The organism is Streptomyces syringium, from assembly GCF_017876625.1.
Lineage (GTDB): Bacteria > Actinomycetota > Actinomycetes > Streptomycetales > Streptomycetaceae > Streptomyces > Streptomyces syringius.
Genome location: NZ_JAGIOH010000001.1, coordinates 2268763 through 2284675 on the forward strand (window position 1 = coordinate 2268763; position 15913 = coordinate 2284675).

13 protein-coding genes are annotated in these 15913 nt (G+C 73.1%); 6 read left to right on the top strand and 7 right to left on the bottom strand.

Annotated elements, in window-relative coordinates:
• Positions 1-50: 50 nt before the first annotated feature.
• The 4 genes from JO379_RS09975 to JO379_RS09990 form a co-directional block, all read right to left on the bottom strand.
• The gene (locus JO379_RS09975) at positions 51-1259 is read right to left on the bottom strand and encodes an MFS transporter (protein WP_209514634.1); all 1209 of its coding nucleotides are present in this window, start codon (positions 1257-1259) and stop codon (positions 51-53) included.
• An 86-nt stretch (positions 1260-1345) separates the two neighbouring features.
• On the bottom strand, positions 1346-2359 hold the full coding sequence (locus JO379_RS09980) for an endonuclease/exonuclease/phosphatase family protein (protein ID WP_130877457.1): 1014 nt from the start codon (positions 2357-2359) through the stop codon (positions 1346-1348).
• Positions 2360-2574: 215 nt separating this feature from the next.
• Complete coding sequence (locus tag JO379_RS09985; protein WP_130877458.1) at positions 2575-3240, bottom strand: TetR/AcrR family transcriptional regulator; 666 nt, start codon at positions 3238-3240, stop codon at positions 2575-2577.
• Positions 3237-4895, bottom strand: coding sequence for an MFS transporter (locus JO379_RS09990; RefSeq protein WP_130877459.1), 1659 nt, complete (start codon positions 4893-4895; stop codon positions 3237-3239). The genes JO379_RS09985 and JO379_RS09990 overlap by 4 nt, the downstream gene beginning before the upstream one ends.
• Positions 4896-5086: 191 nt before the next feature.
• On the opposite strand from JO379_RS09990, the gene panB reads away from it, so the two are divergent.
• The 3 genes from panB (at position 5087) to JO379_RS10005 (ending at position 7997) form a co-directional block, all read left to right on the top strand.
• A complete protein-coding gene (gene panB / locus JO379_RS09995) occupies positions 5087-5965 on the top strand; it encodes a 3-methyl-2-oxobutanoate hydroxymethyltransferase (protein ID WP_130877460.1) in 879 nt (292 codons plus the stop codon).
• Between the two features lie 182 nt (positions 5966-6147).
• Positions 6148-7173, top strand: coding sequence for an ATP-binding cassette domain-containing protein (locus JO379_RS10000; protein WP_130877461.1), 1026 nt, complete (start codon positions 6148-6150; stop codon positions 7171-7173).
• Positions 7170-7997 (top strand): ABC transporter permease, encoded by an 828-nt coding sequence (locus JO379_RS10005; RefSeq protein WP_209514636.1) that lies wholly within the window; start codon positions 7170-7172, stop codon positions 7995-7997. The genes JO379_RS10000 and JO379_RS10005 overlap by 4 nt, the downstream gene beginning before the upstream one ends.
• A 46-nt stretch (positions 7998-8043) precedes the next feature.
• On the opposite strand, the gene JO379_RS10010 is transcribed toward JO379_RS10005, so the two are convergent.
• Entirely contained in the window at positions 8044-11508 is a 3465-nt protein-coding gene (locus JO379_RS10010) for an AfsR/SARP family transcriptional regulator (RefSeq protein ID WP_209514637.1), read from the bottom strand.
• 140 nt (positions 11509-11648) lie between these two features.
• Here JO379_RS10010 and JO379_RS10015 point away from each other — a divergent pair, with 140 nt between their 5' ends.
• Positions 11649-12461 carry a site-2 protease family protein gene (locus tag JO379_RS10015; RefSeq protein WP_209514639.1) on the top strand — a complete coding sequence of 271 codons (813 nt, stop codon included), beginning with the start codon at positions 11649-11651 and terminating at the stop codon, positions 12459-12461.
• A 6-nt stretch (positions 12462-12467) separates the two neighbouring features.
• Here JO379_RS10015 and JO379_RS10020 read toward each other — a convergent pair whose 3' ends face one another.
• Both JO379_RS10020 and npdG read right to left on the bottom strand, forming a co-directional pair.
• Complete coding sequence (locus JO379_RS10020) at positions 12468-12662, bottom strand: hypothetical protein (protein WP_130877465.1); 195 nt, start codon at positions 12660-12662, stop codon at positions 12468-12470.
• Between the two features lie 152 nt (positions 12663-12814).
• Positions 12815-13519: an NADPH-dependent F420 reductase gene (gene npdG, locus JO379_RS10025; RefSeq protein ID WP_130877466.1), complete on the bottom strand. Its 705-nt coding sequence runs from the start codon at positions 13517-13519 to the stop codon at positions 12815-12817.
• Between the two features lie 269 nt (positions 13520-13788).
• Between npdG and JO379_RS10030 the strand changes: the two genes are divergently transcribed.
• On the top strand, positions 13789-14403 hold the full coding sequence (locus JO379_RS10030) for a hypothetical protein (protein WP_130877467.1): 615 nt from the start codon (positions 13789-13791) through the stop codon (positions 14401-14403).
• Between the two features lie 179 nt (positions 14404-14582).
• Positions 14583-15857 carry an MFS transporter gene (locus JO379_RS10035; protein ID WP_245381430.1) on the top strand — a complete coding sequence of 425 codons (1275 nt, stop codon included), beginning with the start codon at positions 14583-14585 and terminating at the stop codon, positions 15855-15857.
• Positions 15858-15913: the final 56 nt, after the last annotated feature.

A 15913-nucleotide genomic window follows, 5' to 3' on the forward strand; every position in this document is an offset into this window, starting at 1 on the left:
CGCACGGATGCGCATCCCGCACGGGTGTCCGCCCCGCGTGGGGGGCCGCGTCAGCCGACGCGCTCCCCCTCCGGCATCCGCTCGCTGCCCGCGGCGACCAGCCGGGACGCACCCGGGCCGCCCCGGTCGAGCAGTCCCGCCGTCACCGCGATGGCCAGGCCGATCACCGCGAGGACCGCGCCCACCAGGGTCGGGGAGGTCCAGCCCCAGCCCGCGGCGATGGCGACGCCGCCGAGCCACGCCCCGCCGGCGTTGGCGAGGTTGAAGGCCGAGTGGTTGGAGGCCGAGGCCAGGGTCGGGGCGTGCCGGGCCTTGTTCATGACGAGCATCTGCAGCGGCGTCGTGGTCATGAAGCCGACCGCGCCGAGGACGACGACCGTCGCGAGGGCCGCCCACTTCACGTGCACGGTGAAGTCGAAGAGGACCAGCACGGCCGCCAGCGCGGCCAGCGACCCGTAGAGCGTGGGTCGCAGCGCCCGGTCGGTGAGCGGGCCGGCGACGAGGGCGCCGAGCGTCATGCCGATGCCGAAGAGGGCGAGGACGAGCGTGACGGAGGTCTCGGAGAAGCCCGTGACCTCGGTCATCATCGACGCGAGATAGCTGTAGACCGCGAAGACCCCGGCGAAGCCGAAGACCGCGGTGAGCAGCCCGAGCAGCACCTGCCGGTCGCCGAGGGCGCGCAGTTCCTGGCCGAGGCCCCCGTGCCGTTCGCGCGGGAGCTGGGGGACGAGCAGGGTGAGCGCGGCCATCGCCACCAGCCCGATGCCCGCGACCACGAGGAACGTGGCGCGCCAGCCGAGGTGCTGGCCGAGCAGGGTGGCGCTGGGGACGCCGACGATGTTGGCGACCGTCAGGCCGAGGAACATCGTCGCGACCGCCCGGGCCTGCCGTCCCTCGGCCACCAGCCGGGCGGCGACCACCGCCCCGACGCCGAAGAACGCGCCGTGCGGCAGCCCCGCCAGCACCCGCCCCACGACGAGCAGCCCGAAGGAGGGGGCCAGCGCGGAGGCGAGGTTGCCGATGGTGAAGAGGCCCATGAGCAGGACGAGCATCCGCTTGCGCGGGATGCGCGAGCCCAGTGCCGTGAGCAGCGGGGCGCCGATGACGACGCCGAGGGCGTAGGCGGAGACCAGGTATCCGGCGGTGGGCACCGAGGTGCCGAGATCGTCGGCGACATTGGGCAGCAGGCCCATCATCACGAACTCGGTGGTGCCGATGCCGAACGCGGAGATCGCCAGGGCGAGCAGCGCCAGGGGCATGGAAGACCTTTCAGAGGATGTTCCCTTCCGGAACAAAGCCTCTCGGACCAAATGTTCCCGCCCCTGACGGAAAGGTGAACAGCTGGTCAGATCTTTACCCGGGCGGCCACCGGCAGGTGGTCGCTGTTCGTCTCGGGGAGGGTCCAGGCCGAGACGGGGTCCATGCCGCGCACCATGATCTGGTCGATGCGGGCCATGGGGAAGCTCGCGGGCCAGCTGAAGCCGAAGCCGTCGCCCGCCGCGCCCTGTGCCGAGCGCAGCTGCGAGGTGATGGGCGCGAGCGAGCGGTCGTTCATCGTGCCGTTGAGGTCGCCGAGCAGGACGACCTTGCGCACCGGCTCCCGCGCGATGGCCTGGCCGAGCGCCTCGGCGCTGTTGTCGCGCTGGCCGGCGGTGAAGCCCGCGTTGAACTTGACCCGCACGGAAGGCAGGTGCGCGACGTAGACGGCCACGGGGCCCTGGGGAGTGTTGACGGTGGCCCGCAGGGCGCGCGTCCAGCCCATGTGGATGTCGACCGGCCGGGCATCGGCGAGCGGGTACTTGCTCCACACCCCGACGGTGCCCTGCACGGAGTGGTACTTGTAGGTGCCCGCCAGGGCCCGCTCGTACCGGGAGGCGTCGCTGAGCTCCTCCAGCGCGACGATGTCGGCGCCCGAGGCGGCGACGGCGCGGGCGGTGCCGACCGCGTCGAGGTTCTCGGCGTTGACGTTGTGGCTGACGACCGTGAGGTTGCCGCCCTTGCCCGACTTGTCGCTGAGCAGCCCGCCGAAGAGGTTCGCCCAGACGACGATGGGCAGCAGCAGCGCGACCAGGGCGGTCGCCGACCGGCGCAGCACGGCGAGGACGAGCAGCACCGGAATGCCGAGGCCCAGCCAGGGGAGGAAGGTCTCGGTGAGGCTGCCGAGGTTGCCGACGCGGTTGGGGAGCCCGGAGTGGAAGAGCATCAGCAGCCCGAGCAGGGCGGCGAAGGCGGCGACGACGAGTCCGCGCCGCCAGACATCCCGGTCCCGCCACTGGCTCACGAAGTGCTCGAACCTGGATCCGGTGCGCTCCGGGCCCGGCCCGTCGTGGCCCGTCTCCTCCATGTACGCCTGCGACATCCGTCGTCCTTAACTCTTCAGCTGCTGCGTCCCCGCCACCTGACGATAAGTGATCACCGTGGGCCGGGTTTCTCCGCGGCGCCCCTGGCAGGGGAGCCGGTCTGGAGGACGAGGGCTTGGCCCGCCCGGGTTCCTGTCGAGCGGCTGTGCGGGCCTGCTGTGACACAACGGGCATATTCGCCGCGCCCCGCGGTCGGGCCCGACCGCGAGCAGGGTCAGCTCCGAGCCGGGCGCTCCCCCGCTCGCTCACCCCGCGGCCGCGCGCCCTCCAGGACGGTGTCGACGATCTGCTCCGCCAGCCCCTCGGGCATCTCCTTCCACTCGTGGAGCATCGCCCGGGTGAGCATCGGGCCGACGAACAGGTCGGCGAGCAGATCGAGGTCCCGGTCGGCGCGGATCTCCCCGGTGAGCGTGCCGCGGCGCAGCACGGCGAGCAGTGCCTCGCGGCGGGCCGTGACGACGGTGTCGTGGTACTCCTTCCACAGCTTCGGCTGCGCCTGCATCTGCGCGACGACCGTGCGCAGCAGCGCCGAGGAGCGCTTGGCGAGGCCGCGGCGGCGCATGAACTCCAGCATGGTGACGAGGTCGTCCCGGACCGACTCCCCGGCGGCCGGGGGCTGCCGGACGTTGTCGAGGGAGCGCATGACGTCGAGCATCAGCGCCTCCTTGCCGGCCCAGCGGCGGTAGACGGTGGCCTTGCCGACGCCCGCCTCGCGGGCTATCCGCTCCATCGACAGATCGCCGATGGTCACGCCTTCCTCCAGCAGCCGCAGCACCGTTTCGATGACGGCGGTGTCGACGGCGGCATTGCGGGGGCGTCCCCGCCGCTCGGCGACCGCGCTCACGCCCTCCCCCGGCTTTCCTTCGACGTGCCCGTTCACGCGTCCGCTCCCGCCTGCTCCTTCTCGGCTTCCGGCCGGGACCGGCCGGCCGCCGCGGCCGCCGCCTTGCCCGGCAGGAACAGCGCGACGACGGCCGCACCGAGCAGGGCGACGGCAGAGGCGCCGGTGACGGTGATGTGCATGGCGTGGATGAAGGCGTCCTGGGCGGGGCCGACCAGCGCCTTGCCGGACGGTCCCAGCTTCTCGGCGAGGCCGAGGGTGCCCTCGATGGACTCGCCCGCCGCGTGCCGGGCGGAGTCCGACAGGCCGGGGACGTCGTCGAGCGTGCCGGAGATGCCGTCGCGGTAGGTGGTGGAGAGCAGCGAGCCGAGCACGGCGACCCCGAGCGCGCCGCCGACCTGCCGGAAGGTGTTGTTCACGGCGGAGCCCGAGCCGGCCTTCTCACGCGGCAGCGACTGCATGATCGAGACGGTGGCGGGCGGCATGATGTGCGCCATCGCGGTGCCCTGGAAGAAGAACAGCACCTCCAGGACCCAGATCGGGGTGTCCTGGTCGAGCAGCAGGAAGCCCGCCGTGGTCGCGGCGACCAGCAGCATGCCGACGGTGCACACCACGCGGGCGCCGAACCGCTCCACGACCAGCCGGGCCCGCGGGGCGAAGAACATCTGGGCGACGGCGATGGGCAGGAGCAGCAGGCCGCTCTCCAGCGGGCTGTAGCCGCGCACGCTCTGGGTGTAGAAGACGATGAAGAAGGTCGTGCCCATCAGCGCGAAGAAGACCAGCGCGATGGAGGTGACGGCCGCCGAGAAGGCCGGGTTGCGGAAGTAGCGCACGTCGATGGCGGGGTGCGCGCTGCGCCGCTCGTGCAGGACGAAGAGGACGAGGACGAGCAGACCGCCGCCGGCCGTGCCGAAGACCTCGGGGTCGGAGAAGTCGGCGAGCTGACCGCCCTTGATGATGCCGTAGACCAGCAGGACCAGGCCGACGACGGACAGCAGCACGCCGACCGGGTCGAGCCGGCCGGGCTTCGGGTCCTTGGAGTCGGGGACGAGCAGCACCATCGCGATCAGACCGACGATCACGATGGGCACGTTGACGAGGAAGACGGAGCCCCACCAGAAGTGTTCGAGCAGGATGCCGCCGGTGACCGGGCCGATGGCGATGGCGAGGCCGACCGCGCCCGCCCAGATGCCGATGGCCTTGGGCTGCTCGTCCCGCTCGAAGACGTTCATGATGATGGCGAGGGTCGCGGGCATCACGAAGGCACCGCCGAAGCCCATCACCGCGCGGAAGGTGATCAGCTCGCCGGGCGAGCCGGCCAGCGCGGAGAGCACCGAGCCGATGCCGAACACGACCATGCCGAAGAGCAGCACCTTCTTGCGGCCGAGCCGGTCGCCCAGCAGGCCCGCGGTGAAGAGTATCCCGGCGAAGACGAGGGTGTAGGAGTTGATCGCCCACTCCAACTGGCTCTGCGTCGCGCCGAGTCCGGTGGGGGCGGGTGCGGCGATCGTCTTCATCGCCACGTTGAGGATCGAGTTGTCCAGCACCACGATCAGCAGGCTGAACAGCAGGACGGTGAGGATCGCCCAGCGTCTGCGGTGGACCGCCTCGGGGACCCGGCGGGGCGGTGCCGCGCCGGGGGTACCGGAGGGGCCGGGAGGTCCGGAGGGGGCGGGGTCGCCAGAAGCTGCCATGCACACCACCATAAACCTTTTCGATACGAGACCGTCTCGTATTGGAAAGTCTTTGCGAACGGGTGCCCGCCGCCGGGCCCGGCAACCAGCGCAGGGGGTTCCCTTCCCCGCCCGCGTGCGGCGTGTCAGCATGGGAGGTGATCCGGGGACGCCGTGAGGGCGCCTCGAGACACTTCACAGGAGCCATTGCCATGACGCATGCCTCGAAAGCCGAGAACCGGCCCGACAGCAGCCCCGCCAACCCGAAGGCGCTGTACGGCGGTACGAGTTCCCGGCGCGTCACCGTCCGCGACATCGCCGCAGCCAAGGTGCGCGGCGAGAAGTGGCCGATGCTCACCGCCTACGACGCGATGACCGCCTCGGTCTTCGACGAGTCCGGCATCCCCGTCCTGCTCGTGGGTGACTCCATGGGCAACTGTCACCTCGGCTACGACTCCACCGTGCCCGTCACGATGGACGAGATCGCTCTTCTCTCGGCCGCCGTCGTACGGGGCACCAAGCGCGCCCTGATCGTCGGCGACCTGCCCTTCGGTTCGTACCAGGAGGGCTCGGTCCAGGCGCTGCGCAACGCCACCCGGCTGGTGAAGGAGGCGGGCGTCGGCGCGGTCAAGCTGGAGGGCGGCGAGCGCTCCGCCGACCAGATCGACCTGCTGGTCCGCTCCGGCATCCCCGTCATGGCCCACATCGGCCTCACCCCCCAGTCCGTCAACGCCTACGGCGGCTACCCCGTGCAGGGCCGTGGCGAGGAGGCCGCGCAGCAGCTGCTGCGCGACGCCAAGGCCGTCCAGGACGCGGGCGCCTTCGCGGTCGTCCTGGAGCTGGTCCCGGCCGAGCTGGCCGCCGAGGTCACCCGGACGCTGCACATCCCGACGGTCGGCATCGGCGCCGGCCAGGAGTGCGACGCCCAGGTGCTGGTGTGGACGGACATGGCGGGCATGACGGCGGGCCGGGTGCCGCGCTTCGTCAAGCAGTACGCGAATCTGCGCGAGGTGCTCGGCGGCGCGGCGAAGTCCTTCGCGGCCGACGTGGTCGGCGGGCTGTACCCGGCGGAGGAGCACGCCTTCCACTAGACCGGGGCTCCGCCCCGGACCCGGGTCCTCAAGCGCCGGACGGGCTTGAAAGCCCGTCCGGCGCTTGAGGACACAGCACAGCAGCCCGTCCGGCGCTTGAGGACACCGCGAGCGGCGAGGTGTCGGCGGGCTGTCGATTAAATATCGGCGCGCTGTCAGTGCCCCCTGGCACTGTGGTTTCCATGACGCGAAACGACATCCCTGGAAGCGGCCGGAACGCCGTAGAGGTCCGGGGGCTGGTCAAGCACTACGGCGAGACCAAAGCCCTCGACGGGGTCGACCTGGACGTGCGCGAGGGCACCGTCCTCGGAGTCCTCGGCCCCAACGGCGCGGGCAAGACCACGCTCGTGCGAGTCCTGTCCACCCTGATCCGGCCCGACGCGGGCAGCGCCCGCGTCGCGGGCTACGACGTGGTGTCCCAGCCCCGGCAGCTGCGCCGGGTCATCGGCCTGACCGGGCAGTACGCCTCGGTCGACGAGAAGCTGTCCGGCACCGAGAACCTCTACATGATCGGGCGGCTGCTCGACCTCTCCCGCAAGGACGCCCGGCGCCGCGCGGCGGAGATGCTGGAGCGCTTCTCGCTCACGGAGGCCGCCAAGCGGCCCGCCATGCAGTATTCGGGCGGTATGCGCCGCCGGCTCGACCTGGCCGCCTCGATGATCGGCCTGCCGTCGGTGCTCTATCTGGACGAGCCCACCACCGGCCTCGACCCCCGCACGCGCAATGAGGTGTGGGAAGAGGTCCGGCGGATGGTCTCCGAGGGTGTCACCGTGCTGCTCACCACGCAGTACATGGAGGAGGCGGAGCAGCTCGCCGACGAGCTGACCGTCATCGACCGCGGCCGGGTCATCGCCGGCGGCGGGGTCGACGAGCTCAAGGCGAAGGTCGGCGGGCGCACCCTGCAGATCCGCCCGGCGGACCCGGCCGAACTGCCCCGGATGGTGGGCGCGGTGGCCCAGGCCGGGCTGGACGGCATCGCCGGCGCGACCGCCGACGCGGCGGAGGGCGTGGTCAACGTCCCGATCGTCAGCGACGAGCAGCTGACCGCCGTGATCGGGCTGCTGGGCGAGCGGGGCTTCGCCATCGCCGGCATCAGCACCCATCTGCCCAGCCTCGACGAGGTGTTCCTGGCCGTCACCGGCCAGAAGACCTCCGACAGCACCGCGCCGCAGGACCGTACCGACGAACTCCAGGAGGTCGCGGCATGAGCGCGGCGACGATTCAGGCGCCCGTGAAGGCGCCGGCCGGCGAGGGCCGGATCGGCCTGCGGGCCAATGTGCGGCACATCGGGGCCCTCGCCCGCCGCAATCTGCTCCAGATCAAGCAGGACCCGGAGTCGATGTTCGACGCCGTGCTGATGCCGATCATCTTCATCCTGCTGTTCACCTACGTCTTCGGCGGCAACATCGCCGGCAAGGGCAACGAGCAGCAGTACGTCAGTTATCTCGTGCCGGGCCTGATGGCGATGATGGGCATGAACATCGCCATGGCCGTCGGCACGGGGGTCAACGACGACTTCAAGAAGGGGGTGATGGACCGCTTCCGGACGATGCCGATAGCCCGGTCGTCGGTCCTCATCGCGAAGATCGTCGTCGAGGTCGGGCGGATGCTCATCGCGACCACGATCCTGCTGGTCATGGGCTTCATCCTGGGCCTGACCATCAGCACCTCGGTGCTGCACCTGCTCGCGGCGGTGGCGCTCGCCATGGTCTTCGGCGCCTCACTGATGTGGATCTTCATTCTGCTGGGTCTGACCCTGAAGACCGCGCAGGCCGTCCAGGGGGTTGCCATGATCGTCCTGATGCCCCTGCAGTTCGGCAGCTCGATCTTCGCACCGACGCAGAAGATGCCGGGCTGGCTGGAGACGTTCACCGACTACAACCCGCTGTCCAACCTCGCCGACGCCTCCCGCAATCTCATCAACGGCGGCCCGGTGGCCGACTCGGTGTGGATGACGCTGGCCTGGGCCGCGGCCATCACCCTGGTGACCGCGCCGATCGCGATCTCCAAGTTCCGCAACAAGACCAACTGAGCGGCACGGCCGGGCCCGGCGGTGCCGGGGGCGTCCCGGGGGCGCGTCACACGAGGGCGGTGGCCTCCTCCAGCGTGAGGCCGCCGCCTTCGGCGTACCCGCGCTCGTACGCGATGTCGCCCAGGGCGGCGCGCGCCGCGGCCTCCGTCGCCGCCCGCACCTCCCGCTCGATGGACGCGACATGGACGCCCGGGGTGCGCAGCGCGACACTGGCGCCGAGCAGCCGGGCCGCCGTCAGCGCGTGATCCTCGCCGCCGAACGCGACATGGGCGTGGGCGGCGTACAGCAACTGCACCATCACCAGGTGCGGTGCGATCAGCTGGGACAGGGGCTCGGCGCCGTGCACCAGCGCCCTGCGCAGCCTCGGCAGCGCCTCGGACGGGCGGCCCTGAAGGGTGTCGACCCAGGCGACCAGCCCGCAGATCGTGCTCGCGAGGATCTCGATGGCCCGGCCCTCGAACTCCGCTTCCAGCGCTTCGAGGACCTCGCGCGCCGCCGCGGTGTCACCGTACTGGGCGAGCCGCACGCCGAGCTGGAGCCGGGCGAAGAGAGCGGCGTCGGGGCTGACCCGCTGCGCCTCGCCGATGATCTCGTGGAGCGTGCGCCTGACCTCCTCCGCGTCGACGAGCCCCGCCTCCGTGCGCACCTCGAGGAGACGGCCGCGCAGCATCGGCACCATGGCGGTCGAGCCCAGCTCCCGGACGCTGTCGATGGCCTCCCGGTAGTCCTCCGCCGCCAGCTCGTACTCACCGCGCCGTTCGCGTGCCTCGCCGCGCCCGGACAACGCCTCGGCCACGCCCCAGGAGTCACCGATACGACGGAAGATCTCCAGGCTCTCGTCGGCGTCCCGGCTGCCCTGCGCGGAACGGTTCGCGCTGTCGTTGAAGAGCTTGGCGCGCAGCTGGAGGGCGTTGGCCAGTTCCCAGTCGTAGCCGAGCCGGCGGCAGCGCTCCACCCCGTCGTCGATCATCGCGTAGAGGTTGTCGGCGTGACCGGTCAGCAGGGCCGCGTAGATCCACGCCATGCCCGGGACGCGGCAGTTCTGCGGCTGCCCGCCCCCGTAGGCCTCGACGATGCCGCGCAGCCTGGTCTGCATGCGGGGGTCCTCGAACACCCGCATGTCGCTCTCCATGTTGGAGATGGCCACCAGCCGCACCCCGCGCCGGGCCTCCTCCAGCAGGTCCGGCGGCATCGGCGGCGGCGCCGCCGTGCACGGGACGAGCAGCGGCGGGGCCGGGGCGACGGGCGCCGCGAACGGGTCGGGGCCGAGCGCGGCCGCCGCCTCGGCCCAGGTCCGGGCGTCGGTCCGGTGGTCCCGCAGCTGCCAGAACCAGCCCAGGGACAGCACCAGGCACAGCGCCTCGTGCTCGTCCCGCGCCGCGACGGCGTGCCGCAGCGCGGTCCGCAGATTGTCGTGCTCCCGCTCCAGCCGCTCCAGCCAGACCCGCTGCTCGGGGCCGCGCAGCAACGGGTCGGCGGTACGGGCCAGTTCGCGGTAGGCGACCAGGTGCCGTCGCTCCGCCGCGGCCCGCTCCCCCGCCTCGTCCAGCCGCTCGGCGGCGTACTCCCCCACGGTCTCCAGCAGCCGGTAGCGCATCTGGCCGTCGGCGGCGGGCGCGGCGACCACCAGCGACTTGTCGACGAGGGAGCCGAGCAGGGCGGCGACGTCCCGGCCGTGGACGGCGTCGGGGCCGTCGGCCGCGCAGACCTCCTCGGCGGCGGACAGGTCGCAGCCGCCGGCGAAGACCGACAGCCGGCGCAGCACGGCGCGCTCGGGGCCGGTGAGGAGGTCCCACGACCAGTCGACGACGGCGCGCAGCGTCTGCTGGCGCGGCAGGACCGTGCGGCTGCCGGAGGTCAGCAGCCGGAAGCGGTCGTCGAGGCGGTCGGCGAGGCCGCGGGGGGTGAGCAGCCGCAGCCGGGCGGCGGCGAGTTCGATGGCGAGCGGCAGGCCGTCGAGGCGGCGGCAGATCTCGGCGCACGCCGCGGGGTCGTCGTCGAGCAGGAAGCCGGGGCGGGCCGCGGCGCCCCGGTCGGCGAGGAGCCGCAGGGCGACGGGGTCGGGCAGGGGCTCGACGGGCCGGACCAACTCGCCGGGCACGGCGAGCGGTTCGCGGCTCGTGGCGAGGACGGTGACGCCGGGGCAGTGGGCGAGGAGCGACTCGGCGAGCCGGGCGGCGGCGTCGATGACGTGCTCGCAGTTGTCGAGGACGAGCAGCATGCGGCGGTGCGCGCAGTGCTCGGCGAGCCGGGCCGCCGGGTCGAGCGCGGTCGCGTCGGTCGCGGCCCGCAGCCCCTCGGCGGCGGTGCCCCGCACGACGGTCTCCCGGGCCCCCAGCGCGGTCAGCACGGCCTCGGGCACGGTGCCGCCGTCGTCGACGGGCGCGAGCTCCGCGAACCACACCCCGTCGGGCCAGGCCCCGTCCGCCCGCGCGGCGGCCTCGGCGGCCTCCTGCGACAGCCGCGTCTTCCCGGCCCCGCCGGGCCCGAGCAGGGTGACGAGCCGGTACCGCGCCAGGTCTCCCCGGATCAGGGCGAGCTCCTCCTCCCGGCCGACGAAGGAGGTGTGCCGGGCGCGCAGATTGCCGGGCGGCGGGAGCACGGGCGGTGCCGGTACGGGCGTCCCGGCGCCGGAGGGCTCGGCGGCCTCGGCGCCGCCGGCCCCGCCGGCCCCGCCGGGCGTCGCCGCTTCGCGGGCGCCCGGTCCCGGGTCCGCTCCCGCACCGGGCCCGGCGACGCGCCGCGCCCCGCCCCGCGTCGGCTCCCCCTCGGCAGCCGCCTCGGGCAGCGGCTCGGGCGTCAGCAGTTCGGTGTGCAGGGCCCGCAGCTCCGGGCCGGGGTCGGTGCCGAGCCGGTCGGCTATCGAGGTGCGGATCCGCTCGTACGCGGCGAGGGCCTCGGCCGGGCGGCCCGCGGCGCGCAGGGCACGCAGACGGAGGGCCTGGAGGGGTTCGTCCAGGGGGTGGGCGGCGCAGAGGTCGGCGAGCTCGGGCAGGACCGCCGCCGCGTCGCCGAGGGCGACCGCCGCGGCGGCGCGGTGACGGCGGGCGTCGAGGCGGCGGGCCTCGTGGCGGACGGCCAGGGCCCCGGAGTCCGGGAGGTCGGCGAGGGCCGGGCCGCGCCACAGCGCGAGGGCGTCGTCGAGCAGGACCGCGGCCTTGGCCGGGTCGCCGTCGTCGAGGGCGCGGGCCCCCTCGTCGGCGAGCCGGCGGAAGCGGTGCAGATCGACGTCGTCGGGCTCGGCCCGCAGCCGGTAGCCGCCGGCCACGAGGTCCACCGCCTCGTGACCGATCGCCCGCCGCAGCCGTCCGACGAGCGCCTGCAGCGCGCCCTGGGCGTCGGCGGGCGGCGCGGCCCCCCAGACCTCGTCGATCAGCGCTTCGGCGGGCCGGGGCCGGCCGGGGTGCAGGGCCAGCGCGGCGAGGAGGGCGCGCAGCCGGGAGCCGCCGAGGGCGGTGGTCCGGCCGTCGGCGGAATGGGCCTGGGTGGTGCCGAGAATGCCATAGCGCACGGACCCATTCTCACCCGGCGCGTACAAGGCGGTACGCCACGCCGGGGCGAGCAAGTAACGTCGCCCGGTACGTTCGTACGCCCCGGGCCGCGTCCTCCACCGCCCCGGCGGTACCACCCCGAATCACAGGAGCATCAGGTATGGCATCCACAGCGACCCGCGGCGAGGCGCGTGTGAGCCCCGTCTTCCTCGCCCTCGTCGCCATCATGGCGGTCTCGATATGGGCGGTGTGGACGGACTTCTCGGCGAGCCCCGGCTTCGCCGTCTTCCTGTTCGTCGTCTCGGGCTGGATCGTCTCGCTCTGTCTCCACGAGTACGCGCACGCGCGCACGGCCCTGCACGGCGGGGACATCTCGATCGGCGCCAAGGGCTATCTGACCCTGAACCCCTTGAAGTACACGCACGCGCTGCTCAGCATCGTGCTGCCGGTGATCTTCGTGATCATGGGCGGGATCGGCCTGCCCGGCGGGGCCGTGTTCATCGAGCGGCACCGCATCCGGGGGCGCTGGAAGCACAGCCTGGTCTCGGCGGCGGGCCCGCTGACGAACGTGCTGTTCGCGGCCGTGGTCAGCGCGCCGTTCTGGCTGGACGCCCTGGACGGGGTGCCGGACAACTTCCGCTACGCGCTGGGCTTCCTGGCCCTGCTCCAGCTGACGGCGGCGATCTTGAACTTCCTGCCGGTGCCCGGCCTGGACGGCTACGGGGTGATCGAGCCGTGGCTGTCGCACAAGCTGCGGCGGCATGTGGAGCCCTTCGCGCCGTTCGGCCTGATCGCGGTCTTCGGCTTCCTCTGGATCCCCGGGGTCAACCACGCCTTCTTCGACATGATCGACGCGATTCTGCGCGGCCTGGGAGTGACCGAGTGGGACACCTACTGGGGCCAGGAGCTGTTCCGCTTCTGGCAGGGAACGCCGGACATCCCGCCGCTCACCTCGGTCGACGTCGGTCTGTGAGACCACTCACCCCGCGCTGCCGGCCTGCTCGGCGGCCCGGTCGTTCTTCTCCTTGCGCACGTAGTACCAGGCGATGTTCGACGAGACGCCGAGCAGCAGGATCCAGATGACGCCGAGCCAGCTGCCCCGCGCGAAGGAGACGACGGCCGCCGCGAGCGCGAGGGCGCAGACGGCGAGGGCGTAGAGGGCGAGGCGGGGCATGGGGGCGGCTCCTGGTCCGGCGGACGCGTGTGCGTGGATCCCGCCCATTATCTCCCAGGTGTCCCCCGCGCCCCCGGGCGGCCCGGGGCCCGTCCGGCGGATCTTCGTGGATCAGCCGGCGGGCTCACGGGCCCCGGCACGCCGGTCACGCCCTAGACGTCGGTGACCCGCAGGCCCGCGTGCGCCTTGTAGCGGCGGTTCACGGAGATCAGGTTGGCGACCAGGGACTCCACCTGGTGGGCGTTGCGCAGCCGCCCGGCGAAGACGCCGCGCATGCCGGGGATGCGGCCGGCCAGGGCCTGGACGATGTCCGTGTCGGCCCGCTTCTCGCCGAGCACCATCACATCGGTGTCGATCTCCGCGATCTCCGGGTCGGAGAGCAGCACGGCGGACAGGTGGTGGAAGGCGGCGGTGACGCGCGACTCGGGCAGCAGGGCGGCGGCCTGCTGGGCGGCGCTGCCCTCCTCGGGCTTGAGGGCGTAGGCGCCCTGCTTGTCGAAGCCGAGCGGGTTGACGCAGTCGATGACGAGCTTCCCGACGAGGTCCGCGCGCAGCGACTGGAGGGTCTTGGCGTGGCCGTCCCACGGCACGGCGACGATCACGACGTCGCTGCGGCGCGCGCACTCGGCGTTGTCGGCGCCCTCGATGCCCAGGCCGAGCTCCTCGGCGGCGGTCTGCGCCCGGTCGGCGGCGCGGGAACCGATGATCACCTTCTGGCCGGCCTTGGCCAGCCGGTAGGCGAGGCCGCGGCCCTGGTCACCGGTGCCGCCGAGCACGCCGACGACGAGGCCGGAAACGTCGGGCAGGTCCCAAGGGTCCTTGGCGGGGGCCTTCTTCACGTCATCAGGAGTAGTCATGACAGCGATACTGTCACGCTGCCGTTCCGCCTCCGGCGAGGGTCGGCGGGGCGGCGCGGAATCCGCCGGAAGGCCACCGCCGCGGTGGGGGGAATCCGGCTCAGCGCGGGGCCCGCGCCGGGCTCCGCCGGCCGCCCGGCACCCCCGCCGTCACGCACGTCACGGGCGTGTGCACGGCCGGACGCCGCGTCCGGGCCGTGCCGCCCTTACGGGTGAGGACCCGCGTAACGCGCGTTGCCCGCGCGACGGTTGCGGCAGGATGCGGGCGCATGGACGCCGTACGGGTCGCGCTGCTGCGCGAAGCGCTCGCCGGGACCGAGTGGTTGCGCACCACACGTCACTTCGCGGGGACGTTACGGACCTCGGTCACCCGGCACGGCGGCGGGCTGCTCCTCGTCGGCAGCCCGCGGTACGAGCCGTGGCACCTGGCCGCGCACCTGGACGACGAGGCCGCCTGGTCCGGGCTGCCGGAGCTGTCCCCCACGCTCGTCCGGCACCGGGTACCGGACGGCGTCCCCGCGCATCTCGCGGTCGGGCTCGGCCGGCTGGAGGCCGCGCGGCGCGGCGAGACGCTGCTGGTGGTGACGGCCGAGGAGCCCGGCGAGGGTCTGCTGGAGCGGGTGCACGACGCGCGGCGCGGCGGGGCGACCGTGCTCGCCCTGGACGGCGCGGGCGGCGACGAGGGCCGCGACCTGCGCGCGCTCGCGCACGACGCGCTGCCCGTGCCGGCCGCGGCGGAGCTCGATCTCGACACCGTCCAGCACCTGGTCAGCGCCGCCGCCGGGGAGAACGCGCCGCCCGCGCCGCGTGGTCGCCACCGCTTCCTCGACCGGCTCGCCCGGCTCGCGGAGCAGCTCTCCGCACCGCCGCCGACCCGCTGGTAGTGACGAGTCGAATACTCGTTTGCTCCTCAACGTCCTGGCGTGGACCATGGTCCCCCGTGACCGAGCACGATCCCCCCTCCGAACCTCCGGCGTCCGCCGCTCCCGCCGATCCCTCTGGGCCCGCAAAGCCCTCTGGGCCCGCAAAGCCCGCTGGGCCCGCTGAGCCCTCCTCCGGTGGCTTGCGCGCCCTGCTGCCCGATCTGACCCCCTGGCACGCCTCCCCCGACTTCCGCCGGTTGTGGCTGGCGGGGCTGGTGACGGTCCTCGGCAGCTCCCTGACCTTCATCGCGGTACCGCTGCAGCTCAAGGAGCTGACCGGTTCGGCGCTCGCGGTCGGCGCCGTCGGCGCGGTCGAACTCGTGCCGCTGATCGTCTTCGGTCTCCACGGCGGCGCGCTCGCCGACGCCATGGACCGGCGGAAGCTGATCCTGTGGACCGAGGCCGGACTCGGTGTCCTGTCCGGCATCCTGCTGCTCAACACCCTGCTGCCGCACCCCCTCGTCTGGCCCCTGTACGTGGTGGCCGCGCTGGTCAGCGCGCTGACCGGGCTCCAGCGCCCGGCGCTGCAGGCGATCGTGCCGCGCATCGTCGCGCACGAGCAGCTGCCCGCCGCCATCGCCCTGAACTCGATGCGCTGGCAGATCGGCGCCATCGCGGGCCCGTCCCTGGCCGGCGTGATCATCGCCTTCGCCGGGCTGCCCTGGGCGTACGTCCTGGACATCGTGTCCTACGCGGTCTCGCTCGCCCTCACCGTCGGCCTCGCCGCCTCGCCCGCCTCCCACGACGCCGACAAGCCGTCGCTGCGCGGCGTCATGGAGGGCGCGCGCTACGCGTGGCGCCGCAAGGAGCTGCTCGGTACGTACGCGGTCGACATGGCGGCGATGTTCTTCGCCATGCCCACCGCGATCTACCCGTTCCTGGCCGACGACCTGGACGCCCCCTGGGCGCTGGGCCTGATGTACGCGGCCGGTGCGGTCGGTTCGCTCGTGGTGAGCCTGACCAGCGGCTGGGTGTCGCGCATCCACCGGCACGGCCGGATGGTGGTGCTGGCGGCGGCCGGCTGGGGGCTGGCGATGGCGCTGGCGGGCGGGATGCACAACATCTGGCTGGTGCTGGTGTTCCTGGCCGTGGCCGGCGGCTGCGACATGGTGAGCGGACTCTTCCGCTCGGCGATCTGGGACCAGACGATCCCGGACGAGCTGCGCGGCCGCCTCGCCGGCATCGAACTGCTCTCGTACTCGGTCGGCCCGCAGCTCGGCCAGGTCCGCGCGGGCGGCATGGCCACCCTGACGAACGTCCGCACCTCGGTGTGGGCGGGCGGTCTGGCGTGCGTCGCCTCGGTGGGGCTGCTGGCCCTGACGCTGCCGAAGCTGATGTCGTACGACGAGCGGACGGACGAGCACGCGATGCGCATGCGCGCCGCGCGCGGCGCGGATGTGGTGGAAGCGGCGTAGCCGCCGTCCCGGCCCCTGACCCGAAGCCCTCCACGACCCCACAAGCCATGTCGCCG